This window comes from Pantoea sp. Mb-10, from assembly GCF_021272205.1.
Taxonomy (GTDB): Bacteria; Pseudomonadota; Gammaproteobacteria; order Enterobacterales; family Enterobacteriaceae; genus Pantoea.
Genome location: NZ_JAJSDX010000003.1, coordinates 470,829 through 496,424, shown reverse-complemented (window position 1 = coordinate 496,424; position 25,596 = coordinate 470,829). Strand labels below are relative to the sequence as shown.

Genomic DNA, 25,596 nt, shown 5'->3' with positions numbered 1-25,596 from the left:
GTGAGATTTCCCCATCAGCGTCTGGCGCAGCTGTTTAGCGCGCTGCAAAACGAAACGCTGCCGCAGGACGAGCTGGCGCGTCGCTTTTCCGTCTCAACGCGCACGGTGCGCGCCGATATCACCGCGCTGAATGCTTTGCTGGTTCAGCACGGCGCGCAGTTTGTGCTGGCGCGTGGCGCCGGTTATCGCCTACGCATTGATGACGCCGCGCGTTTTAGCCGCCTGCAGCAGGAGCGTGCGGCGCCGCTGCGGGTGCCGCGCAGTTCGCCGGAGCGCGTGCGCTATCTGCTGACGCGCTTTCTCACTGCGGCCTGGTCGCTGAAGCTGGAGGATCTGTCCGATGAGTGGTTTGTCAGTCGCGCCACGCTGCAAAGTGACATGGCGGAGGTGCGTGAATGGCTGAATCGTTATCAGCTGCACATTGAAACGAAACCGCGCTACGGCATGAAACTGTTCGGGCGCGAGTCGGCGATCCGCACCTGCCTGACGGATGTGCTGTGGCAAATCGATCAGGAGACGCCGGACAGCCCGCTGCTAACGGTTGAAGTGCTGCACCCCGGCATTCTGGCGCAGCTCGAACCGCTGTTGCATCAGTGCGTCAGCGAGCACGCTATTCGCCTGAGCGATGAAGGGGAGCGCTATCTGCAATTGTACTGCGCCGTGGCCGTACGCCGCATTAGCGAAGGTTTTCCCCTGAGCGATCCGGGCGTTGAAGAGGTGGGATCGCCGGTACGTGACGCGGCGCGTCAGCTGGTGACGCTGCTGCGTCCCCTAGCGGGGAAACCTATCTCGCAGGCCGAACAGAACTGGCTTGGCGTGCACATTGCGGCGCGGCAAATCCAGGCGCTGACGCCGGATAACATCAACGCCGATGACGCCGATGCCCTGGTGGATTACCTGTTGAACTACATCAACACCCACTATAACTATCGTTTGCAGCAGGACGAACAGCTGCGCGCCGATCTGCTCACCCACATCAAAACCATGATCACGCGGGTGCGTTATCAGATTCATATTCCCAATCCGCTGTTAAGCAATATCAAACAGCACTATCCCATGGCCTACGACGTCACGCTGGCAGCCGTCACCAGCTGGGGCAGGCACACGCCGTACTCTATTAGTGAAAATGAGATTGGCTTTCTGGTGCTGCATATTGGCGTGGGGCTGGAGCGCCACTATAACGTCGGTTATCAGCGCCATCCGCAGGTGCTGCTGGTGTGCGACAGCGGTAACTCAACGCTGCGCATGATTGAAGCGCTCCTGCTGCGTAAATACCCGCAGCTGGTGGTGACCGCGCGGCTGTCCCAGCGCGATTATGAGGTGCGCACCCACATTGAAGAGGACTTTGTCATCTCCACGGCGCGTCTGAGTGAGAAGAACAAGCCGGTGGTGGTGATGGCGCCGTTTCCCACCGAGTATCAGCTGGAGCAGTTGGGCAAGCTGGTGCTGGTCGATCGCACGCGTCCTTATATGTTGGCGAAATATTTTGATGCCGGACACTTTATGGTGCTGGATCGGCCGATGACGCAGTCCGCGCTGTTTCGATTACTGTGTGACCGGCTGGAAGCCGAGGGCTATGTAGAAAGCGACTTTTATGCCTCGGTTGAGGAGCGGGAAGCCATTGTCAGCACCCTGCTGGGCGAAGGCATTGCGCTGCCCCATTCGCTGGGACTGCTGGCGAAAAAAAGCGTGGTCTATACCGTGCTGGCGCCGCACGGCGTGAGCTGGGGAGAGGAAACGGCCTCGGTGATTTTCCTGCTGGCCATCAGTAAAAATGAATATGAAGAAGCGATGGCCATTTACGATCTGTTTGTGACGTTTCTGCGCGAGCGCGCCACGGCACGCCTGCGCGACTGCCGAGATTTTGCCAGTTTCAGCGCCGTGGCGAGCGAGTGTTTACAACGCTTATAACGGGCGTGCGTTAGCTGCGTTTTGCCAGCAGGCGGGGAATTTCACGCAGACACCAGGCTTTCGCTTCGCCCATGCTGTCGCGCCGCCACGCCATTATGATGTCCACCTCGCGCGTGTATTCGGCGCTCACCACCCGCAGACGGCCTTCGGCAATATCTTGCTCCACCATCGGGTACGGCATGGTCGCCACGCCCATGCCGGCTAACAGCGCCCGACGTTTGTCGTCCATGCTGCTTACGGTCAAGCGCTGCTGTTTATCCAGCAGCTGCACGGTCAACACCGGACGCTCGCGCGCGGTATCGGCGACGGCGATGCCGCGATATTTCACGCGCGTCACTTCAGAGAGCGGTTCCGCTTCCTGGTGAATAGGATGGTCCGGGCTGGCCACGTACACGCTCATCATGCTGTAGAGCTTGCGGGTATTGATCTCGGTGGAGGCGCGAAAATGCATATCAGGGGCGATCACGATATCGGCGCGCCCCTGCTCCAGACGCTCCCATGCGCCCGCCAGCACTTCGGTGATCAGCGAGATTTGGGTATTGGCTTTTTCTGACAGCTTTGTCACCAGCGGAAACAGCTGTTCGGTGGGGATCAACGCTTCGGTAACGATGGTGAGGTGCGTTTCCCAGCCGCGCGCCAGCGCTTCCGCATCGGTGGTGAGTTTATCGGCCGCTTCGAGCAGCACGCGTCCCCGCTCAAGCAGCATGCGGCCGACGTTGGTAAAGCGGGTGCGGTGCCCGGAACGGTCAAACAGCACCACGTCCAGCTCCTCTTCCAGCTTCTGCATGGTGTAACTCAGCGCAGAGGGAACGCGACCGAGCTCATCTGCGGCGGCGGCAAAGCTGCCGCGGCGGTCAATCGCGTCCATCACACGTAAGGCTTCGAGGGTTAACGCGCGCTCTTTTGCCATGCCGATTCTCTGTCAGTAAATTTGAATATGCCAGGCAGATTAACTGGCTAACAATCCGGCGTCCAGCCTTTTACCATACCTGCATAAAGCCTGCGGTCCGTTCTTGCCGCAGCGCGCTGGAGGTAATGCATGATGACTACTCGCTGCGCGTCCGCATGTGGCCAGGCCGATTTCGGTTGGTTGCAGGCGCGCTATAGCTTCTCGTTTGGCCACTATTTCGATCCAAAACTCATGGGCTATGCCGCCCTCCGCGTGCTGAATCAGGAAGTGCTGGCACCGGGCGCGGCGTTTCAGCCGCGCAGCTATCCGCAGGTGGATGTGCTGAACATTATCCTGCAAGGCGAGGCGGAATACCGCGACAGCGAAGGCAACCACCTGCTGGCGCGTGAAGGCGAAGCCGTGCTGATTGCTGCGCGCCAGGGCGTCAATTACAGCGAAATCAACGGCCGTAAGGATCGCCCGCTGACGCGCATGCAGCTTTGGCTGGCGGCCTGTCCTGAGCACGACAATCCGCGGCTGCAAAAGAAATCACTGCCGACGCAAACCCACGTGCTGCTGGCGTCGCCCGACGGCGCGGACGACAGCCTGCAGCTGCGCCAGCAGGTGTGGCTGCATCAGGTGACGCTGGAGCCGGGCGAGGCCTTTACGCTGGATCTGCACGGGCCGCGCGCCTATTTGCAGTCAATTCACGGTTCGCTGGACGCCACCGGTAGCGCGGCGCTGGCACCACTAGGCTGCGGCGACGGCGCGTTCGTCAGCGACGAGCCGCATATCACGCTGCAGGCGAAAACGCCGCTGCGCGCGCTGGTGATTGATCTTCCCGCATAAAAAAGGCGGCCCGGAGGCCGCCTTCACGCGTCTGTTACCGTGATTACTTGAGAATCGTGAACGCGGTGGTCACATGCTTGACGCCACTTACGCGGCTGGCGATATCGGCTGCCGCAGCGGCTTCCTCCTGCGTCACCAGTCCCAGCAAGAACACTTCGCCGTTTTCAGTGGTCACTTTCACATTGGATGATTTCACCTGATCGCTACCCAGCAGCTGTGAACGAATTTTGGTGGTGATCCACGTGTCGTTTGACGAGGTGCCGAGGCTGACGCGCTGGCCAATACGAATTTCGTTGTAGACCTCAGTGGCCCCCTCAACGCCCATGGCAATCTGCTTCGCCCGGCTCGACAAGTCTGCGGATGGCGCCTGGCCGGTCAGCAGCACTTTGCCCTGATAAGCGGTGACAATCACGCGCGCCTGATTCTTGATTTGGTCATCTTTTGCCAGCGCGTTAGAGACGCGTAGCTCAAGCGTGCCATCGTCCACCTGCGTGCCCACGGTACGGGGATCGGTAGCGGTTTTCGTGGCGACGGCGGCACCGCCTGCCACCACGGCCACACAGCCCTGCAGCAGCATGGCAGTGAGCAGAATGGCAACAGCGTTCAATGCTTTCATGTAGGCTCCTTCAATCATTCCTGGTGGGGAAACAAGGTGTTGTCGATCAAATCGCACAGGCAGTTCAGCGTCAGCATATGCATCTCCTGAATGCGCGCGCTGCGGTGTGAGGGAATGCGAATTTCCACATCGTGCGGTCCTAGCAGGCCCGCCAGTTCGCCGCCATCGTGGCCAGTTAGCGCGACAATGGTCATATCGCGCGTCACCGCGGCTTCCACCGCTTTGACAATATCGCGGGTGTTGCCGCGCGTCGAGATCGCCAGCAAGACGTCACCGGCCTGACCCAGCGCACGCACCTGCTTGGCATACACTTCATCGTGCAGGCGATCGTTACCGATGGCCGTCAGCATCACATTGTCTGCACTGAGAGCCAGCGCAGGCAGGCTAGGGCGCTCGGTTTCAAAACGGTTGATCATGCTGGCGGCAAAATGCTGCGCGTTGGCAGAGGAAGCCCCGTTGCCACAGCTCAGGATTTTATTGCCGTTTAGCAGCGACTGCACCAGCGTCATGGCAGCGCGGGAGATGGCGTCGGGTAACGCCTCGGCCGCGGCAATTTGAGTCTGAATACTTTCGGTAAAACACGCTTTAATTCTGTCCTGCACAAGACCACCTGGTTCTATTCATCGGCATTAAAGGCATCGGGCAGCCATGCGAGTTCGTGCCCGGTAATGGCAATGATGTCAAAACGGCAATTCACCGTATCAAAACTGCCGCCGCGCGCAAGGAGCCAGAGTGCGGCGGCGCGCAGCAGCCTGTGTTGTTTACGCCGTGTCACGCTGGCAGCGGCACCACCAAAGCGTGCGTCGCGGCGGTAGCGTACTTCGACAAACACCCAGCCCGTGGCGTCACGCATGATCAGATCGATCTCACCGCCGCGCACGCGCACATTGCTGGCAACCCATTTTAGCCCGGCGCGCTCCAGATAGCGGCGCGCCAGCTGTTCATGTGCTGCGCCGAGCTGCTGGCGATCTACTGTGCCGGTACGATCTGTCCCTGGCGGTACTGGTTCCATGTCAACTTCCTGTTGATCACGCAATTGGCATCGGCGCTCAGCTTGCCGGTATTGCCATCAATGGCATAGCCCGGCGATTGGCGCATCTGGTTAAAGTGGTTCGCCAACGTCCAGGCATCAAGGCCCATCGCGTAAAGGCGAACCAGCGAGTAATCGTTATTAAACGATTTGGCGGCCTGCTGCATCAGCGCGTTGTTACTGCCAGAGAGCAGCGGAATGTCGCTGAACTGCAAGCCGTCCATCTCCAGACGGAAATCTGGACCTGCGCCCGCCTGCGCACTGCGCGAGCTGGCGTAAAGCGCGATATTGTTGCGGCTGCTGGTGCGCATCGCAATCATCGGTTTGATCAGCTGAAGCTCATCCTGGCTGGCAACGATATAGACCGCATCTACGCTGCCGCTATTATTTTCGGCCGACGGTGGCGACGTGCTGCTTTGCGGGGCCGGAATGGTGAGACCGGCAATCGACACGCCTGCTGATTGCGGCTGCTGAACCGTCACGGGTGTACCGCTCAGCGCAATACCGGCGCCGCTGTTAATGCCCTGCTTCAGCTCGGCCGCGTTGCCAATACGCTGCTGCTGCACGGTGCTGCCGCCCAGTTTCTGCCACTCTTGTGCAAACGCATTGGTGATGCGATCGCCATAGCTGCTGCGCGGCACCAGCAGCAGCGGCTGGCGTTTGCCTTGTTCATAGATATGGTGCGCGGCATCGCGCGCTTCGTCTTCAGGAGAAAGCGCAAAATAGCAAATATTCGGATGGTTCTGGATCTGCTCCGGCTCGTTCAGGGCCAGCACGTTAAGCGCGGTTTGGCTGTTGACCACCGTCTCAACGTTGTTTTTTAGCAGCGGCCCTACCACCAGCGTCGCGCCATCCTGCTGCGCCTGCTGCATCAGCTGGGCAATCGGCTGGCTGCTGGTGTCATACACTTTGATCTGCGCGCTCGACGGCTGAGCGGCGGGGGCCGTTGGCGCTTGTGCAGGCGCTGCGGCGGTTTGCGGTTGGGCAGGCGAGGTGGCCTCTGCCGAAATAGGGCTGCTGGCGCTACCGTCGCCGTGGTCGGCAGCAGGTTGCGCGCTGGCGGTATCGGTCGCGGCTGGCGCGGTTGGTGGCGGCGTGAGCGCGCCGTTTTTCGCATCGTTAAAACCTTTCTGGATCGCATTCGCGAACACCTGCGCCTGACCGTTCAGCGGCAGCAGCAGCGCAATGGTGCTGGTTGAGGCCGGGGTCATATTTTGCGCCTGGTTCAGCTGCGTGGGCAGCGTTTTGGCACCAGGATTCTGCGGATAGCGCGTTTTCCAGTCGGCAATCGCGGACTTGAGCATCTGCGCATCTTGGCTGTTTGCGTGCCAGGTGTTGAGCAAATCCAGCCAGCCCTGCAGGGTATTTTCGTCAGCGTTGATCACCAGGCTGTTAAGCTGATCCTGCGACAGTTGCGTCAGCGCCTGCCAGGTGCCGTCGATATTGCTCTGGTGCTCGGCACCGTTCAGCAGCGGCTCTTGTGCAATGTAAGCGCGCAGTAGCGCCAGCGAGGGGCGATTCTGCGCCGCCGCGATCTGCAGCGCGTAGAAACGTTTCAGCTGATCCTGCGACAGCAGCGACGGTTTAACCTGACCCAAGCGCTGCTGCGCACCGTCGAAATCTTGCTGGCCAATTTGCAGCTGTGCACGTAGCAGCAGCAGTTCTTGGGCCTGCACGTCAGAGAGCTGCTGTGGCAGCTGGCTGAGTTGATCGTTAGCCTGCGGATACTTTCCTTCCTTCAACAGGGCACGGATGGCAAGTAATTGCCAGTCGGTCTTGCTATCATCGCTGCTTTGCTGCACCTGTTGCAGGTAATAGTCAGATTTACCCGCTGCCGGCCCCTGAATATTGACGTTCGAGGTTTGCTGCGGAGCTTGACTGCTACAGGCGGCTAAAATCAGCCCAGCGAGAAGAACAGGCACTAAGCGTCCTGCTTTATGACGTACGACTTTTGAAGGAAGCATACTGTATCCAGTGATGTTTTTTTCAAGATGCTCAATATTAAATCGGCAATTCGGATGAAACAATGAAACAACTCGATCGGGCAGAGATTTCTGCCAGCACGCTCTATATCGTTCCTACCCCGATCGGTAACTTGGGTGATATCACGCAGCGTGCGCTGACGGTGCTTGCGAGCGTCGATCTGGTCGCTGCGGAAGATACACGTCATACCGGACTGTTGCTACAACATTTCGCCATCAATGCGCGACTGTTCGCACTTCATGACCACAACGAACAGCAAAAAGCGGAGGTGCTGTTAGCTAAGCTGCAAGCCGGACAAAGCATAGCGCTGGTTTCCGATGCTGGCACGCCGCTGATCAACGATCCGGGCTATCATCTGGTGCGCCGCTGTCGTGAAGCTGGCGTGCGCGTTGTGCCTTTACCGGGTGCCTGCGCCGCTATTACAGCATTAAGCGCGGCGGGATTGCCGTCCGATCGTTTCTGTTACGAAGGGTTTCTACCTGCGAAAAGTAAGGGACGCTGTGATGCCCTGCGCGCGCTGGAAAACGAGCCTCGCACGCTGATTTTCTATGAATCCACGCACCGTTTACTCGATAGCCTGCAGGACATGGTTAGCGTGTGGGGCGGCGATCGCTACGTAGTGTTGGCGCGCGAGCTCACCAAAACCTGGGAGACACTGCACGGCGCGCCGGTGGGTGAGCTACTGGCATGGGTGCAGGAAGATGAGAATCGGCGCAAAGGCGAGATGGTGCTGATTGTGGAAGGACATCATGCGGATGAAGAGGCGCTGCCTGCCGAGGCGCTGCGTACGCTGACGCTGCTGCAAAGCGAATTGCCGCTCAAGAAGGCGGCGGCGCTGACGGCGGAAATACACGGCGTGAAGAAAAACGCGCTGTATAAATATGCACTGGCGCAGCAAGAGGCGTGACAAATCGCTGCGGATCGCCTATTATCCCGCGCCGAAGCTGACCAGACAGTCGCCGCTTTGTCGTCGTCCCTTTTGGGGGAGACGGGCAGAGGGGAGGAAAGTCCGGGCTCCATAGGGCAGGGTGCCAGGTAACGCCTGGGGGGCGCAAGCCTACGACCAGTGCAACAGAGAGCAAACCGCCGATGGCCCAGCAATGGGATCAGGTAAGGGTGAAAGGGTGCGGTAAGAGCGCACCGCGCGGCTGGCAACAGTCCGTGGCACGGTAAACTCCACCCGGAGCAAGGCCAAATAGGGGTTCACATGGTACGGCCCGTACTGAACCCGGGTAGGCTGCTTGAGCCAGTGAGCGATTGCTGGCCTAGATGAATGACTGTCCACGACAGAACCCGGCTTACCGGTCAGTTTCGACTCATCACCTAAACGCCCGCAGGGATCTCCCGGCGGGCGTTTTACTTTATGCGCTGACGTGCCATAAGTGCCTGTCCACTCTGCTTTTCACAAAGCACGCGGCTTACCGGTCAGTGTCGACGCATCACCCGAACGCCTGCAGGGAAATCCCTAAGGGCGTGTTACTTTGTGCGCTGACGTGCCATAAATGCCTGTCCACTCCGCTCTTCACAGAAGCACGCGGCTTACCGGTCAGTGTCGACGCATCACCTAAACGCCCGCAGGGAAATCCTGCGGGCGTTTTACTTTATTCGCTGACGTGCCATAAATGCCTGTCCACTCCGCTCTTCACAAAAGCACGCGGCTTACCGGTCAGTGTCGACGCATCCCCCGAACGCCCGCCGGGAAACCCTGCGGGCGTTTTACTTTGTGCGCTGACGTGCCATAAATGCCTGTCCACTCCGCTCTTCACAAAAGCACGCGGCTTACCGGTCAGTGTCGACGCATCCCCCAAACGCCCGCAGGGATCTCCCGGCGGGCGTTTTACTTTGTGCGCTGACGTGCCTGCAGATAAACGCGTTAATAAAAATGAAAATGCTGAAGAAGTATATTCTTTCGGGTTGTAGAGGATGTTGAAAATAAAAACGCAGTCACGTCGTCGTAACGCAAATTTCACATGGTAAAGAAATGAAAATCCGCCGAAAATAAAAAGAGTGTTATGCCAAAATAGGCGTGTGTTTAATTGCTGAGGACAATGTTTCATCCACACATGAAAAGCAAGAACGTGGATAAGTTGTAATATTATGGACAAAAATAGTGGCCTTTTGGCTGTTTTTCTCAGGTATGCTCCCTCTGTTTTGACCCTCTCCCGTTGCGATAGGCATTGGCGCTTCGCGCTGTAGCTCCGCTCTCCTGTTAGACAATACATCCTTCATTTGACGCGTTTAACAACGCGGCACTGTTTTTGTATTCAGGAGAATAATATGCGCTACTGGATTTTATTAGCGTTAGCCATTGTCGCTGAAATTACCGGCACGCTGAGTATGAAGTGGGCCAGCCTGCACGGTGGTCGCGCGGGGTATATTTTTATGCTCGCGATGATTGCCCTTTCCTATATTTTCTTATCGTTTGCAGTAAAAAAAATTGCGCTCGGGGTGGCTTACGCCATGTGGGAAGGGATAGGCATTTTGCTTATCACCCTGTTTAGCGTGACGCTGTTCGATGAAGCGATCTCATTGATGAAAATCGCTGGACTGACAACATTAGTGGCAGGCATCGTGCTGGTTAAATCAGGGACCTTGGGACATCGGGAGGGTGAAAATGACGCTGCTTAATAACCTCCACGTGGCATGGCTGGCGCTGGCTATTGTGCTGGAGATTGCCGCGAACATCTTGTTGAAATATTCCAGCGGCTTTCGTCGCCCGGTCTACGGCCTTGGTTCGTTGATGGCGGTGCTGGCTGCGTTTGCAGCGCTGGCGCAGGCGGTCAAGGGGATCGATTTATCGGTGGCCTACGCTTTGTGGGGAGGCTTTGGCTTGGTGGCAACGGTGGCGGCGGGCTGGATCCTGTTTGGCCAGCGTTTGAATAACACCGGCTGGAGCGGCATCGTACTGCTGCTGCTGGGCATGATGCTGATTAAATTTGCCTGACAAAGTGCGGGCCAATGGCCCGCACAGCGGTTATCCGCGACCGTGGGGGGCTTCCCAGTCGAACGCAGGGCCAAGGGAAATGATGCCGCTGGGATTGAGGGTTTTGTGGCTGCAGTAATAGTGATGGCGGATATGAGCAAGATTGACCGTCTCCGCTATTCCTGGCATCTGATAAATATCACGCAGGAAGCCGCTGAGGTTGAAGTAGTCGCTAATACGGTGACGGTCGCATTTAAAGTGGGTCACGTACACCGGATCAAAACGCACCAGCGTCGTCCACAGGCGCAAATCGGCCTCGGTCAGGCTATCACCCGTGAGGTAGCGGTGCTGACCTAAGATCTGCTCCAGCCGCGCCAGGGAGTGAAACAGCGCCGTGACGGCTTCGTCGTAAGCCGTCTGAGAAGTGGCAAACCCGCTTTTGTACACGCCGTTATTGACCGTGTCGTAAATCCAACCGTTCAGCTCATCAATATGGTCACGCAGCGCAAGGGGATAATAGTCGCCTGCCAGCGCGCCTTGGGCGTCAAACGCGCTATTCAGCATGCGAATGATGTCGGCGGACTCATTGCTCACAATGGTGTGCTGCTGTTTGTCCCACAGCACAGGGACAGTGACGCGTCCGCTGTAGTACGGCTCGGCATGCAGATACAGCTGATACAGAAATTCATGTTGATACAACGCGTCGCCGGTCGCGGCTGGGAAATCGTCATCAAACGTCCAGCCGTTTTCCAGCATCAGCGGATGGACGACAGAAACCGAAATCATCTCCTCCAAGCCTTTAAGCTGGCGCATAAGCAGCGTGCGATGCGCCCACGGACATGCAAGAGACACATAAAGATGGTAGCGATCGCGTTCGGCGGCAAAACCCGCTTTACCCGTGGGGCCAGCGCTGCCGTCGGCGGTGACCCAATTGCGCCACACTGCTTCTGAACGTTTGAAGCGGCCACCGGTTGACTTCGTATCGTACCAAGTATCATGCCAGACACCGTCAATCAGCTGTCCCATAAGCCCTCCGTAAATGAAAAAGGCGAGGAAAATCCTCGCCTCAGTACTTCAGTATATGTGGCAATCCGCGTAAATGCTTAACGCGCGGTAGCAGGTGCGACGCGGTTGCGAATCAGACGATCGATGCTGTACGCGCCAGGTCCCACCAGACCCAACACCAGGAAGCCACCCGCGATTGAGAGATTTTTCATAAACATCAGCTGGTTAACACCTTCAGCGAAGTTGCTGTGGAAAATGAACGCGGTCAGCAAGGTGAAACCGGCGGTGAACAACGCAGTAAAGCGCGTCAGGAAACCAAACAGAATGGCCAGCCCGCCGCCCAATTCAAGCAGGATCACCAGCGGCAGCATAAAGCCCGGAACGCCCATGGCTTGCATGTACTGTGCCGTGCCCGCATAGCCCGTAATTTTGCCCCAGCCGGCAGTAATAAACAGAATGGTCATTAATACGCGCGCCAGCAGCAGGCCAGAATCTTCGAATTTTTTCATCATCTACTCCAACAAGTGATTTGTTGCAGGTAATTGACCTGCAGGTTTTTTTCCCGCTGAACCGTAATATTCAGTTCGCTGGGCTGATGGAGTGAGATAATAATCGCAGGGTGCAACAGTTGTAAGCGAGTTAAACTGTCAGTGTTATTCAGGGATTTTGATGAAGAGAAACCGAATCAATGCGATCCGGTTTTAAACAGAGGTCAGCGCGAAGGCAGGGACGATTTGATCATGCGCCAGGTGCTCCACACGCCAAATCCGCGCTTTGCCCAGCGCAGAATACGGTTTGGACTGCGAATCGACCATATTGCTAAGGCGCTGCTACCGATGGCCAGATAGCGTCGCATGCTCAGCAGCGTGAGCCAGCCGCGATCGTAGTGCGCCGTGCTGGTCAGCCAGTCGCGTCCTGCCGCACTGAGATCCAAGCGCTGCTGCTGGATCTCATTGAGCAGATCGTGCATGCGCGCCTCGCGTTCCTTACGGCTCATGCGCGATCCTCCTCCAGTAATTTTCGGTCCGATGACAGCTCTTTGCGCGTATGGCGCAGCAGCGTCGACTGGCGCGATTTACGCAACGTCCACAGGCCGAAGATCAATGCCAGCAAGAAGAGTACGCCAGTGGTTGCGCCAATCGCAATCAGACGATATTGCGCATCGACTGCCCAGATGATCAGCACCATCAGGCTCATCAAACCGAAAGCGGTAAACAGCATGGTCAAACCAATCATGATCAACATCTGGATCAGATTGGCCTTCTCCTCTTCCAGTTCGACAACGGCGAGACGCACACGCGTCTCGACCATGCCAACCAGCGTTGTCACCAGGCGCTGACCTACGTGAAAGACCCCCTTGCCTGGGCCGTGGCTTTGGCTCTCATTCATTGTTAGCGCCGTGAGATCAGGATGCCGATCAGCACACCGACCGCTGCGCCGATGCCTACGCCGTGCCACGGATTTTCACGCACGTAATCTTCTGCTTTTTCCGCGGCTTCACGGGTGGTTTGCGCAATGCGCTCGCCAGAATCACCCAAGCGTTCACGCGAGCTTTCAAGCGCGTTACGCGCTTTATGGCGCAGGCGATCCAGCTCAGATTTCGACTTATCCGCGCCGCTGCTTAATACTTCTTCCAGCGTATCCGCGAGGTTTTTGAGTTCTGAGCGCAGATGTTCAGAGGTGGTGTCTTTGGACATGAAGTTCTCCATTACGTCGTCTAATTAAATCCGGTTAATAGGGCTCAGCTTCGAGCTTTTTCAGCGCCTGACGGGCATCCATTAACTTACGTTCACGCTTTTCAATCTTTGGCTTATCGTCGCCGTCCTTGCGCGCATCCTGCAGCTCGCGCTCGCGCTCCGCAACTTTGTGCTTCTGAGCCGCAACGCGTTCGGCGTGGGCCGATTTCAACTTTTTATCGCTGCAATCTGCCTGTACTTCCGTTAAAGCGCGTTCCAGTCCGTTCACCCGGCGCTGGTTGTTGTGCTGTTTCGCCATCTCAATTTCGCGCTGAATATCGTGCTCTTTCTGCTGGCAGAGCGTTTCTGCTGCCATCAGTGAGCCGGAAAGAGAGAAGAGAATGGCGCCCAGTAGTAAGGGGTGTTTCATCAGGTTTGACCTTCCATTGTTGATGACCTGCCATAGACCGGGCAGGAGAGGCATCCCAGCATATTCCGGACTCGCGCTACAGTAAGGATAGACAGCGGATGAAAAAATTCAAAAAGCACGAGGAGATAGCGGGGATAAATCGCCGTCTGGCGCAGCGCCAGACGACATCGTTAACTGTATGTGGTGCGATTAGCCGCGACGGCCTGCTGCAAGGCTTGCGTACCGGTTGCCACAACGAAGCCTTGTGGCAGTAGGCGCTGCAGCACTTTCTGCGCGGCGAGGCTCTGCTCTTCATTTTCGAAATGAATGACCAACGCATCGCCTGAAGGGGTAATACTTTTAATGCGCACGCCCTGCGCGCTGAGCTGCTGATAAAGATAAAAACCGTCCGGTAAATTGGACCCGCTGTGGGCCACGCGGATTTTGATCACCGTTTCATGCTGAAGCAGATTGGGCACAATGACCACCGCCAGCAGGGCCAATGCGCCCGCTACGGCCCAAGCAAGCCAGCGCTTGGGCATACGACGTATCCTTTTCATCACTGTGAATTCCCATTGCGCGTCGCCTGACGTTTACGCCACAGCACAACCAGCGAGCCGATGAGGCCAACCACCAGCAGCACCAGCGGCAGCATCATCAATAAAAACATCAGCTGATCTTCATAACGGCGAAAAAGCGGGGTTTTTCCCAGCGCGAAGCCCAGCACGGTTAAAATCAGCACCCACAGGAAGCCACTCACCCAGTTAAAAAACTGGAAGCGCGTGTTGCTCAGGCCTGATAACCCCGCAATCGTTGGCAGAAGGGTACGGACGAAGGCAATGAAGCGGCCGACCAACAGCGCGGAGAGTCCATGGCGGTGAAACAGACTGTGGGCGCGCTGATGATATTGCGCGGGCAAGTGCGAAAGCCATTTCTGTACCGTTGGCGTGTTACCCAGCCATCGGCCCTGAATATAACTGACCCAGCAGCCAAGGCTGGCGCCTGTCGTGAGCACCAACAGCGTAAGGGGGAAGCCCATAGTGCCTTTGGCGATCAACACGCCCACCAAAATCAACAGGCTGTCACCCGGCAGAAATGCCGCAGGCAGCAGGCCATTTTCAAGAAACAAAATCATGAACAACACGGCATAAATCGCCCACACCAGGGTGGGATCGGAGAGCATTTCGTAATCCTGCTGCCACAAGGCATGCAGCAATGCCTGCAAAATATCCATCAATCATTCCTGAACATCATTGTTAAACGTGCCGGTTAGGGGCGTGGGCGCAGGCTGAGACGAGTTATAAATTTTAATAGGTCGCCTGTGCGGGAGTTCCGGTTCCTTCCAGAATTGATTGTTAAATCAGCGACTTTTTTAAACCCTGTCGCAAAGGGTAAGAAAAGGGCGATAACTGTAACAAAAATAAAGGTATCCAGACAGCGTAAAGTCGCTGTCGCACAGGAGTTTTACCTTTTGACACAGCGTGCCAAAAGGAGTTTTACACGAGCTGACATTATTGCAGATTAACTGACCGATTATTCTGAAAATGGCGAGGAGTCACTGCGGGTTTTCGGTGCCTTCAGGAAGAATGACGGGATTGTCCGCAAACATATAGCGATCAACGTTGAATTCGAAATCATCTGCGGTGGCATCAAACAACATCTGCTTGGTGTTTTCCAGATGTTGCCACATCGCCAGTTTGCTGGCGGCGGGATCTTTGCGCATCAGCGCTTTCAGAATCTGATCGTGATCGTCGCACCAGCTGGTGATGTTGCGGGCATCAATGTGCTCATGCAATTTCAGCCAATAGGGATTGTGCAATCGATGCAGCCACATTTTTTCTACAATGGCCGCCAGCGCGCTGTTCTGCGTTGACTGTGCAATACGGACGTGAAATTGCATATCCCACGCGGAGTCGCGAAAGTGATCTTCGCGTCGGGCATGTTCCTGAATCGCCATGAGCGCCAGGATATCCTGGCGCGTCACCTGCGTGGCGGCAAACTCCGCGACATTGCTCTCAATTAACTGGCGCGCCTGAAGCAGCTCGAAAGGGCCAAAGCTGGCAAACTCCAGCTGGCTCGGCGTCATCATGCGGTTCTGCTGCTGCGTGTTGATAACATGGATGCCCGAGCCTTTGCGCACTTCCACGTAGCCTTCCACTTCCAGCATGATGATGGCCTCACGCACCACGGTGCGGCTCACCTCGCTCTCTTCGGCGATCGCGCGTTCGGCGGGCAGTTTATCGCCCACCTGAAACTCACCGGCTTCAATGCGGCGCTTTAGTTCACTGGCAAGCTGTTGATAAAGACGTCGGGGTTCGGTCAAATCCATGGTGCGGTCTGCATTAAAAAACGTTGAGTTGTTATACCACTTTAGCTGTGCGGAAGAAACGGGCTGGCGGAAGCCAGCCCGTCAGCGCTAGGTACGCGCAGCGGCGGCAGGCGCGGCCACCTCGGTTTCCAGTTCAGAGATAGGCTTATTTTTCAGTACGGTCCAAATAACGCAGGCGCCGAGCAGATCAAACACCGCCAGGGCGGCGAACAGCGGACTAAAGCCTAACGTATCCGCCAGAGCGCCGACCACCAGCGCAAACATCGTGCTGGCTGTCCATGCTGCCATGCCCGTCAAGCCGTTGGCGGTCGCCACTTCATTACGGCCAAAAACGTCTGACGAGAGCGTAATCAATGCGCCGGAAAGGGCCTGGTGGGCAAATCCGCCGATGCAGAGCAGACCAATGGCCACATAAGGGCTGGTAAACAGGCCGATGGTGCCAGGACCGATCATCAGCACGGCACCCAGCGTGACCACCATTTTGCGCGACACAATCAGGTTGACGCCAAACCAGCGCTGAAACAGCGGGGGGAGATACCCCCCTACGATACAGCCGAGATCGGCGAACAGCATCGGCATCCACGCAAACAGCGCGATCTCTTTCAGGTTAAAACCATACACCTTGAACATAAAAAGCGGGATCCACGCATTAAACGTTCCCCACGCCGGTTCCGCCAAAAAGCGCGGCAGCGCGATGCCCCAAAACTGCCGGTTGCGCAGAATCTGGCGCGCCGACATTTTTTTGCTGTTGCCGGTTTGGTGCTGCAGCTCCTGGCCCGCGATGATGTAATGGCGCTCTTCCTCGCTAAGTTTCGTTTGCTGTTTCGGGTGCTTATAAAACACCAGCCAGCACATCGCCCAGACAAAACTCAGCACGCCGGTAATAATAAACGCCATTTGCCAGCTGTGTGCCACGATAGCCCACACCACCAGCGGCGGCGCCAGCATGGCTCCGATTGAGGAGCCCACGTTGAAGTAACCCACCGCCACGGAACGCTCTTTGGCGGGGAACCACTCGCTGCTGGCCTTTAATCCCGCCGGGATCATGGCGGCTTCCGCTGCCCCCACGGCGCCACGCGCCAGAGCAAAGCCGCCCCAGCTGCCCGCCATGGCGGTAGCAGCGCAGAAAATAGCCCACAGCACGGCAAACATCGCATAGCCAATTTTTGTACCCAGCAGATCGAGCACATAGCCAGCGACCGGCTGCATCACGGTATAGCACGCCGAATAGGCGGCGACGATATAGGAGTATTGCTGCGTGGTAATGCCCAGCTGCGTCTCCAGCGTGGGCGCCGCCACGGCGATGGTATTACGCGTCAGGTAGCCGAGCACGGTACCCAGCGTCACCAGCCCAATCATGTACCAGCGTAGCCCTTTGATCTTACGCATTTTAACCTCTTCCAGTTTGTCGTTGCGGCGTAGCCGCTGTTGTTATCTGGAGCGGGACTGCACATGAAGCGGCTGCTTCACGCCCGCAGGCGCGGTAAAGCCGCCTGATTCCTTGCCTGTGCCAGCACACTGGCAACAATGAAGCGAGAGGTTAACTTGTTATACAACTTTAAAAGGTGAAAGCCATCACAAAAACCCTGCATGCGCTGTGCGTTCAACTTAACCCCCTGAATAACGGCAGTAAAATCAATATTTGCGGCTGATTTTGTCCATATATCCCTGTGCGCAGTGACATTATTGTGAAGTGCATCGCAAACAATTTTGTCGATCGCTAAAATTGGTATGATAACTTTTAGGGATTAGCCGATCGCGACCTTGAGAGGAACAGGTATGTCGTTATTTATGGGTGAGGATTTTCTCCTCGATAGCGAGTTTGCTCGCCGTCTGTACCACGATTATGCGAAAGACCAGCCGATTTTTGACTACCACTGCCACCTGCCGCCGCAGCAGATTGCGGAGAATTACCGCTTCACTAACCTTTATGACATTTGGCTCAAGGGCGATCACTACAAGTGGCGTGCCATGCGGGCCAACGGTGAGCCAGAAGCGCTCTGCACCGGCAGCGCCAGCGATCGTGAAAAGTTTGACGCCTGGGCACGCACCGTGCCGCACACCTTGGGCAATCCGCTCTACCACTGGACGCATTTAGAACTGCGCCGGCCGTTTGGCCTCACCGATGTGTTACTGAATGCCGAGAGCGCCGATCGCGTTTGGCATGCGTGCAATGAGAGGCTGGCGCAGGAGGCCTTCAGTGCGCGCGGCATCATGCAACAGATGAACGTGAAGATGGTGGGGACCACGGACGATCCGCTGGATGACTTAACGCACCACCGCGCGCTGGCGGAGGACGCCAGCTTTGCTATCAAGGTGCTGCCGAGCTGGCGGCCAGATAAAGCGTTTAATATCGAGCTGGACACGTTCCTGCCGTGGATCGCGCGTTTAGAACAGGTCGCGGACGTCAGCGTGCAGCGCTTTGACGATTTGCGTCGCGCACTCGCAAAACGTCTTGACCATTTCGCCGCGCACGGCTGCAAAATTTCCGATCACGCGCTGGACGTGGTGCTGTTTGCCGAGGCTGATGACGCGACGCTGGACGGCATCCTCGCGCGTCGCCTGCAGGGCGCAGCGCCGTCGCCGCACGAAACCGCCCAGTTTAAAACCGCCGTGCTGGTATGGCTGGGCAGCGAATATGCCCAACGCGGCTGGGCGCAGCAGTATCACATTGGCGCGTTGCGCAATGCCAATCAGCGGCAGTACGGCCTGCTCGGTCCTGACGTCGGGTTCGATTCCATTAACGATGCGCCATTGGCGATCCCGCTGGCGCGGCTGCTGGATGCGCAGAATCGCCAGGATGCGCTGCCGAAAACCATTCTCTACTGCCTCAACCCGCGTGATAACGAAGTGCTGGCGACCATGGCGGGCAATTTTCAGGGCGAAGGCACGCCCGGCAAAATGCAATTTGGCTCCGCGTGGTGGTTCAACGATCAGCTCGACGGCATGCAGCGACAGATGACGCAGCTGGCACAGATGGGCCTGCTTAGCCGCTTTGTTGGCATGCTAACCGACAGCCGCAGTTTCCTCTCCTATACGCGCCATGAATATTTCCGCCGCCTGCTGTGCCAAATGATGGGCAACTGGGTCGTACGCGGTGAAGCGCCCGCCGACGAGGCGCTGCTCGGGCAGATGGTGCGAAATATTTGCTTTAACAATGCGCGTGACTATTTCGGCATTGCGCTGGGAGAAGGGTAATGCAGCGTCTGAATCGGCAGAACTTTCCCGGCGCGCGCTATACCGAACGGGCCATTCAGTTTGGCGAAGGGAATTTCTTGCGCGCCTTTATCGACTGGCAACTCGACTGGCTCAATGAGCATCACGGCATTGATACCGGGGTGGTGGTGGTGAGGCCGCGTAATCGTCAGGTGGCAGAGACGCTGAACCAGCAGGATGGTTTGTACACCACGCTGATTCGCGGCCTCAACGCGGCGGGTGAAGCGGTCAGCGATACCCGACTGATTCGCAGCCTGAACCGCGAGATCCAACCGTGGCAGCAATGTGAGGACTTCCTGGCGCTGGCACGCGCACCGCAGATGCGCTTTGTGTTTTCCAATACCACCGAGGCCGGCATTATTTTTGACGCCGCAGATCGGCTGGACGGTGCGCCCGCGGCGACTTTTCCGGGCATGCTGACGCAGCTACTGTGGGCGCGCTTTAGCCATTTTTCCGGGGCTGCCGACAAAGGGTGGCTGATTGTGCCGTGCGAATTGATTGACCATAACGGCGATACGCTGCGCGAACGGGTGTTGCAATACAGTCAGCATTGGCAGCTTCCCTCGGCGTTTATCGACTGGGTGCAGACGCACTGTGCGTTTTACAACACGCTTGTCGATCGCATCGTCACGGGCTTCCCGGCAGACAGCGCGGCGATCGCGACGCAGCTCGGCTATGAAGATCGCTTTTTGGTGGCGGGCGAAGTGTATTACCAATTTGTGATTCAAGGGCCAGAAGCCCTGGAACAGGAGCTCAAGCTGGCGGCGCTCGCGCCTGAGGTGAAACGGGTGGCGGACATCACGCCTTATAAGGCGCAGAAAGTGGCGATCCTCAACGGCGCACATACCGCGATGGTGCCCGTTGCCTATTTGGCAGGCATTGACAGCGTGGGCGAGGCGATGGACGACCCGGCAGTCACGGCATTTGTGGATGCGCTGCTGCGCGAAGAGATTATTCCTACGCTGGATCTGCCCGCGCCTGAACTGCATGCCTTCGCCGATGCCGTACAGCGCCGCTTCCGTAATCCCTTTATCCACCATGCGTTACTCGCTATCGCGCTCAACAGCATGACGAAATTCCGCACGCGCCTGCTGCCGCAACTGCTGCAAGCGCAGCAGAACAGCGGCGTCTGGCCGCCTCGACTGACCTTTGCTTTTGCGGCACTGCTGGTTTTTTATCAAGGCGAGCTGGGCGATCGACGCTGGACATTACAAGACGATGCGCGCTGGCTACAGCGCTTTGCTGCAGGGTGGTCAGCGGTGCATCAGGGCACGTTGCCTCTGGATCAGCTGGTGCACGCTGCGCTCAGCGACGCTGCACACTGGGGCGAAGACCTCACGCAGCGGCCCGGACTGCAAGCCACCGTGCATCAACATCTGCAACATATCGTCACCCATGGCATGCGGGCGGCGCTGGCACAACTGAGATAACCCTATGCAAGATGCGATTCGAATTCATACCCGTGATAACGTCGCTGTTGCGCTGCGTGCGTTGCCCGCTCAGCATCAGGTCACGATTGGCAGCGAGGTGATTACGCTGCCGCAGGCGATTGACCGCGGCCATAAGTTTGCGCTCCAGCCGTTGAACGTCGCTGATTTGGTGATCAAATATGGCCTACCGATTGCGCATGCTACCCAGCAAATTGCGGTCGGTGAGCTGATTCACTCCAGTAACGCCCGCACCAACCTTAGCGATGTCGACACGTACGACTACCAGCCGGATTTTCTCACGCTGCCCGCGCAGGCGGCCGATCGTGAGGTACAGATCTACCGGCGTGCCACGGGTGAGGTGGGCATTCGCAATGAGCTGTGGATTTTGCCCACCGTCGGCTGCGTCAATGGCATTGCGCGGCAAATTGTCACCCGCTTCCTTAAAGAGACCCAGGATGCGCCGGATATCGATGGCGTTCACCTGTTCAGCCATCCGTTTGGCTGTTCGCAGCTGGGCCAGGATCATGAGAACACGCGCACTATGCTGCAAAACATGGTGCGTCATCCCAATGCGGGCGCGGTGCTGGTGATTGGCCTGGGCTGTGAAAACAACCAGGTCGATATTTTCCGCCAGACCTTGGGCGGCTACGACGCTGAGCGCGTGCAGTTTATGGAGTGCCAGAAACAGGATGACGAAGTCGAGGCCGGCGTGGCCCGTTTGCATGCCCTCTACGCGGTGATGCGCCACGACAGGCGTGAATCCGGTAAACTCAGTGAGCTCAAGTTTGGTCTGGAGTGCGGCGGCTCAGACGGCTTCTCGGGGATTACCGCCAACCCTCTGCTCGGCGGTTTTTCCGATCAAATGATTGCCAACGGCGGCACCACGGTGCTGACGGAAGTGCCCGAAATGTTTGGTGCCGAGCGCATCTTAATGAGCCGCTGCCGCGATCGGGCCACGTTCGAGAAGACGGTAGCCATGATCAACGACTTCAAACGTTACTTTATCGATCACCAGCAGCCGATTTATGAAAATCCGTCACCCGGCAACAAAGCGGGCGGCATCACCACGCTGGAAGAGAAGTCATTGGGATGTACGCAAAAAGCGGGGCAGAGCCAGGTGGTGGATGTGCTGAAGTACGGCGAGCGCCTCACCACGCCGGGCCTCAATCTGCTGAGTGCGCCCGGCAACGATGCGGTTGCCACCAGCGCCTTAGCGGGCGCTGGCTGCCACATGGTACTGTTCACCACCGGACGCGGCACGCCTTACGGGGGCTTTGTGCCGACAGTGAAAATCGCCACCAATTCGGAGTTGGCACAGAAGAAACCGCACTGGATGGACTTCAACGCCGGGCAACTGCTGGAAGGCGTAAGCATGTCTGCGCTGCTCAACGAGTTTGTCGATCTGATCGTGGCGATCGCCAACGGCAAACCGGCGCGCAATGAAGTGAATGATTTTCGCGAACTGGCGATTTTTAAAAGTGGGGTAACGCTGTAAACCGCGGCGCTGCTGCGAAAAGGGCGCCGAATGGGCGCCCTGTTTGATGAGATTACGATGCGGCGCGCACGCCGCGTTCCGCATCGGCCTGACACACCGCCGCGGTAAACAGAATATCGGTGGAGGAGTTCAGCGCCGTCTCGGCGGAGTCCTGCAGCACGCCGATAATAAAGCCCACCGCGACCACCTGCATGGCGAGATCGTTGGGGATGCCAAACATATTGCAGGCCACGGGGATCAGCAGCAGCGATCCACCCGCCACACCGGAGGCGCCACAGGCGCACAGCGACGCCACCAGGCTGAGCAGAATGGCGGTGGGCACGTCCACGTCAATGCCGAGCGTATGCACGGCGGCCAGCGTCAGCACGGTAATCGTGATGGAGGCACCCGCCATGCTGATGGTCGCACCCAGCGGAATCGACACCGAGTAGGTATCCTCGTCCAGGTTCAAACGCTTAGCCAGCGCCATATTTACCGGAATGTTGGCGGCTGAACTGCGCGTAAAGAAGGCGGTCACGCCGCTTTCGCGCAGGCAGGTGAACACCAGTGGATACGGATTGCGGCGCAGCTTCTGCCACACCAGCATGGGATTGACCACCAGCGCCATCACCAGCATACAGCCCAGCAGCAGCGCCAGCAGGTTGGCGTACTCCCACAGCGCGTCGAAGCCGGTCGAGGCCAGGATGGAGGCGACCAAGCCAAAGATGCCCAGCGGCGCGCAGCGAATCACGCAGCGTACCACCCACGTCGCCGCATGAGAGGCATCATTCAGAAAGGCTTTGCTGCTGGGGCTGGCGTGGCGAAACGCTAACCCTAAGCCTAACGCCCATACCAAAATGCCGATGTAGTTGGCGTTCATCAGCGCGTCTATAGGGTTTGCGACCATACTCATGAGCAGGCCATGCAGCACGGCGGCGATACCTGACGGCGGGGTAATTTGCGTGGCACCCACGTTCATGGACAGCGTCTGGGGAAACAGATGACTGAAAATCACGGCGACAACGGCAGCGAAAAAGGTGCTGATGAGATAAAGCAGGATAATGGGGCGGATGTTGGTTTTCTGGCCCTGCTGGTGGTTGGCGATAGAAGCGATCACCAGCACCAGCACCAGCAGCGGCGCCACCGCTTTTAGCGCGCGCACGAAGAGTTCACCGAGCAGCCCAACGGCCAGCGCGGCATCGTGCGAGAACCACGCCAGCGCCACGCCTGCGATCAGGCCAATCATGATTTGTTTCACCAGGCTTCCTGCGAATAACGCGCCCAGACGTCCTAAGAGTGTGTTTTGCATATTACGGTCTTTTTATTGCGGTATGGGTGACGTGCGCGGTTACTCCGCGCTAAACGGTTTGCCCGGCGGAGTATAAGGAAATGCGTTAGTGAGAAAAGAGATAATTCTGTGGTTGAGCGGTAGATCGGGTTTTTGATCTGCTGGTGATGGGTTTTGTGACAGAGCGATGAAAGGCGGAAATTGGCACAGGCAAAACAATAGCGGGGCGATTAACGCCCCTGCAGAAGATTATTGCGATATCCCTTTTCGGTCATTTCTGTGGTTAACCCAGGCGTTAATCAACAACGTACCGCCCAGAATCACGCCCACCACCGAGAGCGAGACCGCCACAGGAATGTGGTAAAACTCCACAATCAGCATCTTAATACCAATGAACACCAGCACGATGGCAAGGCCATATTTCAACATGGAGAAGCGTTCCGCCACGTTGGAGAGCAGGAAGTACATGGCGCGTAGGCCGAGAATCGCAAACAGGTTAGAGGTCAACACGATAAAGGGGTCGGTGGTCACGGCAAAAATCGCCGGGATGCTATCAACGGCGAAAATCACATCGCTCAGCTCCACCATAATCAGCACCAGCAGCAGCGGGGTAGCAAACAGCACGCCATTTTTGCGGATAAAGAATTTTTCGCCTTCCAGATTATCGGTCATGCGCAGATGCTTGCGCAGCCAGCGCACCACCGGCTTATCCCCTACGGCGTTTTCGTCATCCTCTTTGGCCAGGGCCATTTTCACGCCGGTAATCAGCAGGAATGCGCCGAAGATGTAGAGGATCCAGCTAAACTGCGTCACCAGATAGCTACCCGCAAAAATCATCACGGTACGCAGGATAATCGCGCCTAATACGCCGTAAATCAGCACGCGGCGCTGCAGTTGGGCAGGAATAGCAAAGTAGCTAAAGAGCATGAGCCAGACAAAAACGTTGTCTACCGCCAGCGCTTTTTCCAGCACGTAGCCGGTGAGGAACGCGAGCGTTTGCGCAGTGGCCACTTCTCGTCCGGCGGTGCCGTCGAGATACCACCAAAACGCCGCGGCAAACAGCAGAGAAACAGAGACCCAAACCAGTGACCACACGGCCGCCTGTTTGAATGACATGGTTTGTGCACCGCGACGACCCTGAAGCAGGAGATCAATCGCCAGCATGATAAGCACAACGACAGCGAAGCTGCCCCAAAGAAGTGGTGTGCCAACAGTTTGCATAGTCGTATCCTGTGCGAAATAAAAGAAATAAAAAAAGCGGCATAGTCAGAAGACGTTAGCCGCTTTTTTAAGCTGCAAGCAAACCTCGCCTTCCGGCAAGGTCTCACTTACAACACAGAATAGATTCCGGGTTGCCTGATGACCGGATGCCTGCGCACCGTAATGACGATCAATCAGCTTACAAGTTACTCCCCTTTGCAGCACTTAACATACGAGCAACGACGAACACTTTCAATCGCCGCTTGGACATATTTTGAAATATTTACACTTGTGGGCGGTCGGCAGGAAACACCACGCCCGTTTGCTGGCGGATCTGCGTGAGCAGATCGGCAGTCAGGCGCATGCGTGCCAGCGCGGAATGATCAACGTGGCCCTCCGTCACCCATGCAGCAAAGGTCTCCGCTTCGTAGCGCAGGGTATTGGCGTGCTGCGGCTGGGTGAGATCCTGGCTTTCGCCGTGGCGTGGCACAAAGCGCAGCGGTTGCATCTCGGCAAGTTTGTCGACGATCAGCGAGCCCTCTTCGCCTTGAATTTCACTGGGGATCTGCGAGTTGCTCACTTTGGAATACAGGAGCGTGACGTCAAAATCCCCGTAATCCAGGACCGCCACGCCGTGCGCGTCCACGCCGCTCTCCAGCAGCGTGGCCTGCGCCTGTACCCGACGGGGGGCACCCCACAGCGCCACGGCGGTGGCGAGACAGTAAAAGCCAATATCCATGATGGCGCCGTTTGACCAGCGCGGCTCAAACGTATTGGGGCGTTCACCGGCCAGATAACGCGGATAGCGCGAGGAGTACTGGCAATAGTTCAGCAGCACTTTACGTAATTTCCCCACCCTGGGCAGCGCGGTTTGTAACTGCAAAAAATTGGGCAGACTGGCGGTTTTGAAGGCTTCAAACAGCACGACGCGATGCCGCAGTGCGCAGGCGATCATCGCCTCTGCCTCGTGCCGCGTCGACGCCAGCGGCTTCTCACAGATGACATGTTTACCGTGCGAGAGAAACAGCAGCGCCTGCTCACAGTGCAGGGCGTTAGGGCTGGCGAGATAGACCGCATCGATTGCCGGAGAGGCCGCCATCGCCTCCAGTGAGCTAAAGGTCAGTGAGCAGGCGTAATCGGCGGCGAATGCCTCCGCCTGCGCTTGCTGGCGCGAGTAGACCGCGCTGAGCGTCATCTTGCCCGATTCAAGCGCGGCATCAATAAACTGACGGGTAATCCAGTTCGTCCCGACGATCGCAAAACGTATCATCCGATTCACTCCTGCATGAGAAAGGAGGCAGGGTAGCATGTCGCGGCGGTTGCTCTGCGGGGGGAAATTTGATCCTGCGATCCGCATTCAAATATGAT

27 protein-coding genes and 1 other RNA gene are annotated in these 25,596 nt (G+C 57.2%); 9 read left to right on the top strand and 19 right to left on the bottom strand.

What is annotated here, in order from left to right:
- A complete protein-coding gene (locus LU196_RS08355) occupies nt 1–1,911 on the top strand; it encodes a PRD domain-containing protein (protein WP_232758341.1) in 1,911 nt (636 codons plus the stop codon).
- 10 nt (nt 1,912–1,921) lie between these two features.
- Here LU196_RS08355 and LU196_RS08350 read toward each other — a convergent pair whose 3' ends face one another.
- On the bottom strand, nt 1,922–2,821 hold the full coding sequence (locus LU196_RS08350; protein ID WP_232758342.1) for a LysR family transcriptional regulator: 900 nt from the start codon (nt 2,819–2,821) through the stop codon (nt 1,922–1,924).
- 129 nt (nt 2,822–2,950) lie between these two features.
- On the opposite strand from LU196_RS08350, the gene LU196_RS08345 reads away from it, so the two are divergent.
- A complete protein-coding gene (locus tag LU196_RS08345) occupies nt 2,951–3,649 on the top strand; it encodes a pirin family protein (RefSeq protein WP_232758343.1) in 699 nt (232 codons plus the stop codon).
- Nucleotides 3,650–3,692: 43 nt separating this feature from the next.
- On the opposite strand, the gene dolP is transcribed toward LU196_RS08345, so the two are convergent.
- From dolP to LU196_RS08325, 4 genes are read right to left on the bottom strand one after another with little or no spacing between them, the layout of a single operon-like run.
- Nucleotides 3,693–4,265: a division/outer membrane stress-associated lipid-binding lipoprotein gene (gene dolP / locus LU196_RS08340; RefSeq protein WP_232758344.1), complete on the bottom strand. Its 573-nt coding sequence runs from the start codon at nt 4,263–4,265 to the stop codon at nt 3,693–3,695.
- Between the two features lie 14 nt (nt 4,266–4,279).
- Entirely contained in the window at nt 4,280–4,867 is a 588-nt protein-coding gene (gene diaA, locus LU196_RS08335; protein WP_034829211.1) for a DnaA initiator-associating protein DiaA, read from the bottom strand.
- A 14-nt stretch (nt 4,868–4,881) separates the two neighbouring features.
- Nucleotides 4,882–5,277 carry a YraN family protein gene (locus LU196_RS08330; RefSeq protein WP_232758345.1) on the bottom strand — a complete coding sequence of 132 codons (396 nt, stop codon included), beginning with the start codon at nt 5,275–5,277 and terminating at the stop codon, nt 4,882–4,884.
- Nucleotides 5,235–7,259 carry a penicillin-binding protein activator gene (locus LU196_RS08325; RefSeq protein ID WP_232758346.1) on the bottom strand — a complete coding sequence of 675 codons (2,025 nt, stop codon included), beginning with the start codon at nt 7,257–7,259 and terminating at the stop codon, nt 5,235–5,237. Before LU196_RS08325 ends, LU196_RS08330 begins: the two co-directional genes overlap by 43 nt.
- Nucleotides 7,260–7,321: 62 nt before the next feature.
- Here LU196_RS08325 and rsmI point away from each other — a divergent pair, with 62 nt between their 5' ends.
- On the top strand, nt 7,322–8,185 hold the full coding sequence (rsmI, locus tag LU196_RS08320; RefSeq protein WP_232758347.1) for a 16S rRNA (cytidine(1402)-2'-O)-methyltransferase: 864 nt from the start codon (nt 7,322–7,324) through the stop codon (nt 8,183–8,185).
- A gap of 33 nt (nt 8,186–8,218) precedes the next feature.
- Nucleotides 8,219–8,595, top strand: an RNA gene (gene rnpB / locus LU196_RS08315) — RNase P RNA component class A.
- 284 nt (nt 8,596–8,879) lie between these two features.
- Here rnpB and LU196_RS08310 read toward each other — a convergent pair.
- A complete protein-coding gene (locus LU196_RS08310) occupies nt 8,880–9,383 on the bottom strand; it encodes a hypothetical protein (protein ID WP_232758348.1) in 504 nt (167 codons plus the stop codon).
- A 172-nt stretch (nt 9,384–9,555) separates the two neighbouring features.
- On the opposite strand from LU196_RS08310, the gene mdtJ reads away from it, so the two are divergent.
- Together mdtJ and mdtI are read left to right on the top strand one after the other, a co-directional pair.
- Entirely contained in the window at nt 9,556–9,906 is a 351-nt protein-coding gene (gene mdtJ / locus LU196_RS08305) for a multidrug/spermidine efflux SMR transporter subunit MdtJ (protein ID WP_232758349.1), read from the top strand.
- Nucleotides 9,893–10,222, top strand: coding sequence for a multidrug/spermidine efflux SMR transporter subunit MdtI (gene mdtI, locus LU196_RS08300; protein ID WP_232758350.1), 330 nt, complete (start codon nt 9,893–9,895; stop codon nt 10,220–10,222). Before mdtJ ends, mdtI begins: the two co-directional genes overlap by 14 nt.
- Before the next feature lie 30 nt (nt 10,223–10,252).
- On the opposite strand, the gene LU196_RS08295 is transcribed toward mdtI, so the two are convergent.
- The 10 genes from LU196_RS08295 to LU196_RS08250 all read right to left on the bottom strand — a co-directional run bounded on the left by LU196_RS08295 (nt 10,253) and on the right by LU196_RS08250 (nt 17,009).
- Nucleotides 10,253–11,227: a glutathione S-transferase family protein gene (locus tag LU196_RS08295; RefSeq protein ID WP_232758351.1), complete on the bottom strand. Its 975-nt coding sequence runs from the start codon at nt 11,225–11,227 to the stop codon at nt 10,253–10,255.
- Nucleotides 11,228–11,304: 77 nt separating this feature from the next.
- A complete protein-coding gene (locus tag LU196_RS08290; protein WP_232758352.1) occupies nt 11,305–11,715 on the bottom strand; it encodes a DoxX family protein in 411 nt (136 codons plus the stop codon).
- 203 nt (nt 11,716–11,918) lie between these two features.
- Nucleotides 11,919–12,203, bottom strand: a complete 285-nt coding sequence (locus tag LU196_RS08285) for a YqjK-like family protein (RefSeq protein WP_232758353.1) — start codon at nt 12,201–12,203, stop codon at nt 11,919–11,921.
- Nucleotides 12,200–12,595 (bottom strand): phage holin family protein, encoded by a 396-nt coding sequence (locus tag LU196_RS08280; protein WP_232758354.1) that lies wholly within the window; start codon nt 12,593–12,595, stop codon nt 12,200–12,202. Before LU196_RS08280 ends, LU196_RS08285 begins: the two co-directional genes overlap by 4 nt.
- A gap of 2 nt (nt 12,596–12,597) precedes the next feature.
- Nucleotides 12,598–12,903 (bottom strand): YqjD family protein, encoded by a 306-nt coding sequence (locus LU196_RS08275; protein WP_232758355.1) that lies wholly within the window; start codon nt 12,901–12,903, stop codon nt 12,598–12,600.
- Nucleotides 12,904–12,937: 34 nt separating this feature from the next.
- The gene (locus tag LU196_RS08270) at nt 12,938–13,312 is read right to left on the bottom strand and encodes a DUF1090 domain-containing protein (RefSeq protein ID WP_232758356.1); all 375 of its coding nucleotides are present in this window, start codon (nt 13,310–13,312) and stop codon (nt 12,938–12,940) included.
- 170 nt (nt 13,313–13,482) lie between these two features.
- Nucleotides 13,483–13,851: an EnvZ/OmpR regulon moderator MzrA gene (gene mzrA / locus LU196_RS08265; RefSeq protein WP_232758357.1), complete on the bottom strand. Its 369-nt coding sequence runs from the start codon at nt 13,849–13,851 to the stop codon at nt 13,483–13,485.
- Entirely contained in the window at nt 13,851–14,525 is a 675-nt protein-coding gene (locus tag LU196_RS08260; protein WP_232758358.1) for a DedA family protein, read from the bottom strand. The genes mzrA and LU196_RS08260 overlap by 1 nt, the downstream gene beginning before the upstream one ends.
- A 321-nt stretch (nt 14,526–14,846) precedes the next feature.
- Nucleotides 14,847–15,620: a transcriptional regulator ExuR gene (exuR, locus tag LU196_RS08255; RefSeq protein ID WP_232758359.1), complete on the bottom strand. Its 774-nt coding sequence runs from the start codon at nt 15,618–15,620 to the stop codon at nt 14,847–14,849.
- Nucleotides 15,621–15,707: 87 nt separating this feature from the next.
- Nucleotides 15,708–17,009, bottom strand: a complete 1,302-nt coding sequence (locus tag LU196_RS08250) for an MFS transporter (protein ID WP_232758360.1) — start codon at nt 17,007–17,009, stop codon at nt 15,708–15,710.
- A gap of 390 nt (nt 17,010–17,399) precedes the next feature.
- On the opposite strand from LU196_RS08250, the gene uxaC reads away from it, so the two are divergent.
- From uxaC to LU196_RS08235, 3 genes are read left to right on the top strand one after another with little or no spacing between them, the layout of a single operon-like run.
- A complete protein-coding gene (gene uxaC, locus LU196_RS08245; protein ID WP_232758361.1) occupies nt 17,400–18,818 on the top strand; it encodes a glucuronate isomerase in 1,419 nt (472 codons plus the stop codon).
- Entirely contained in the window at nt 18,818–20,266 is a 1,449-nt protein-coding gene (locus LU196_RS08240) for a tagaturonate reductase (protein WP_232758362.1), read from the top strand. The genes uxaC and LU196_RS08240 overlap by 1 nt, the downstream gene beginning before the upstream one ends.
- 4 nt (nt 20,267–20,270) lie before the next feature.
- On the top strand, nt 20,271–21,761 hold the full coding sequence (locus LU196_RS08235; RefSeq protein ID WP_232758363.1) for a UxaA family hydrolase: 1,491 nt from the start codon (nt 20,271–20,273) through the stop codon (nt 21,759–21,761).
- Between the two features lie 52 nt (nt 21,762–21,813).
- On the opposite strand, the gene sstT is transcribed toward LU196_RS08235, so the two are convergent.
- The 3 genes from sstT to LU196_RS08220 form a co-directional block, all read right to left on the bottom strand.
- Nucleotides 21,814–23,049, bottom strand: coding sequence for a serine/threonine transporter SstT (gene sstT, locus LU196_RS08230; RefSeq protein WP_232758364.1), 1,236 nt, complete (start codon nt 23,047–23,049; stop codon nt 21,814–21,816).
- Between the two features lie 228 nt (nt 23,050–23,277).
- Entirely contained in the window at nt 23,278–24,249 is a 972-nt protein-coding gene (locus LU196_RS08225) for a TerC family protein (RefSeq protein WP_232758365.1), read from the bottom strand.
- A gap of 262 nt (nt 24,250–24,511) precedes the next feature.
- The gene (locus LU196_RS08220) at nt 24,512–25,498 is read right to left on the bottom strand and encodes a Gfo/Idh/MocA family protein (protein ID WP_232758366.1); all 987 of its coding nucleotides are present in this window, start codon (nt 25,496–25,498) and stop codon (nt 24,512–24,514) included.
- Between the last annotated feature and the right edge of the window lie 98 nt (nt 25,499–25,596).

What these genes read in the sequence shown, in the direction of transcription:
- LU196_RS08325 (WP_232758346.1), bottom strand. Translation starts at nt 7,259, where the DNA reads ATGCTTCCTTCAAAAGTCGTACGTCATAAAGCAGGACGCTTAGTGCCT.
- dolP (WP_232758344.1), bottom strand. Translation starts at nt 4,265, where the DNA reads ATGAAAGCATTGAACGCTGTTGCCATTCTGCTCACTGCCATGCTGCTG.
- LU196_RS08285 (WP_232758353.1), bottom strand. Translation starts at nt 12,203, where the DNA reads ATGAGCCGTAAGGAACGCGAGGCGCGCATGCACGATCTGCTCAATGAG.
- mzrA (WP_232758357.1), bottom strand. Translation starts at nt 13,851, where the DNA reads ATGAAAAGGATACGTCGTATGCCCAAGCGCTGGCTTGCTTGGGCCGTA.
- LU196_RS08290 (WP_232758352.1), bottom strand. Translation starts at nt 11,715, where the DNA reads ATGAAAAAATTCGAAGATTCTGGCCTGCTGCTGGCGCGCGTATTAATG.
- LU196_RS08250 (WP_232758360.1), bottom strand. Translation starts at nt 17,009, where the DNA reads ATGCGTAAGATCAAAGGGCTACGCTGGTACATGATTGGGCTGGTGACG.
- uxaC (WP_232758361.1), top strand. Translation starts at nt 17,400, where the DNA reads ATGTCGTTATTTATGGGTGAGGATTTTCTCCTCGATAGCGAGTTTGCT.
- LU196_RS08350 (WP_232758342.1), bottom strand. Translation starts at nt 2,821, where the DNA reads ATGGCAAAAGAGCGCGCGTTAACCCTCGAAGCCTTACGTGTGATGGAC.
- LU196_RS08225 (WP_232758365.1), bottom strand. Translation starts at nt 24,249, where the DNA reads ATGCAAACTGTTGGCACACCACTTCTTTGGGGCAGCTTCGCTGTCGTT.
- sstT (WP_232758364.1), bottom strand. Translation starts at nt 23,049, where the DNA reads ATGCAAAACACACTCTTAGGACGTCTGGGCGCGTTATTCGCAGGAAGC.
- rsmI (WP_232758347.1), top strand. Translation starts at nt 7,322, where the DNA reads ATGAAACAACTCGATCGGGCAGAGATTTCTGCCAGCACGCTCTATATC.
- LU196_RS08295 (WP_232758351.1), bottom strand. Translation starts at nt 11,227, where the DNA reads ATGGGACAGCTGATTGACGGTGTCTGGCATGATACTTGGTACGATACG.
- LU196_RS08280 (WP_232758354.1), bottom strand. Translation starts at nt 12,595, where the DNA reads ATGAATGAGAGCCAAAGCCACGGCCCAGGCAAGGGGGTCTTTCACGTA.
- LU196_RS08330 (WP_232758345.1), bottom strand. Translation starts at nt 5,277, where the DNA reads ATGGAACCAGTACCGCCAGGGACAGATCGTACCGGCACAGTAGATCGC.
- LU196_RS08275 (WP_232758355.1), bottom strand. Translation starts at nt 12,903, where the DNA reads ATGTCCAAAGACACCACCTCTGAACATCTGCGCTCAGAACTCAAAAAC.
- mdtJ (WP_232758349.1), top strand. Translation starts at nt 9,556, where the DNA reads ATGCGCTACTGGATTTTATTAGCGTTAGCCATTGTCGCTGAAATTACC.
- LU196_RS08345 (WP_232758343.1), top strand. Translation starts at nt 2,951, where the DNA reads ATGATGACTACTCGCTGCGCGTCCGCATGTGGCCAGGCCGATTTCGGT.
- LU196_RS08240 (WP_232758362.1), top strand. Translation starts at nt 18,818, where the DNA reads ATGCAGCGTCTGAATCGGCAGAACTTTCCCGGCGCGCGCTATACCGAA.
- exuR (WP_232758359.1), bottom strand. Translation starts at nt 15,620, where the DNA reads ATGGATTTGACCGAACCCCGACGTCTTTATCAACAGCTTGCCAGTGAA.
- LU196_RS08220 (WP_232758366.1), bottom strand. Translation starts at nt 25,498, where the DNA reads ATGATACGTTTTGCGATCGTCGGGACGAACTGGATTACCCGTCAGTTT.
- mdtI (WP_232758350.1), top strand. Translation starts at nt 9,893, where the DNA reads ATGACGCTGCTTAATAACCTCCACGTGGCATGGCTGGCGCTGGCTATT.
- LU196_RS08260 (WP_232758358.1), bottom strand. Translation starts at nt 14,525, where the DNA reads ATGGATATTTTGCAGGCATTGCTGCATGCCTTGTGGCAGCAGGATTAC.
- LU196_RS08270 (WP_232758356.1), bottom strand. Translation starts at nt 13,312, where the DNA reads ATGAAACACCCCTTACTACTGGGCGCCATTCTCTTCTCTCTTTCCGGC.
- LU196_RS08235 (WP_232758363.1), top strand. Translation starts at nt 20,271, where the DNA reads ATGCAAGATGCGATTCGAATTCATACCCGTGATAACGTCGCTGTTGCG.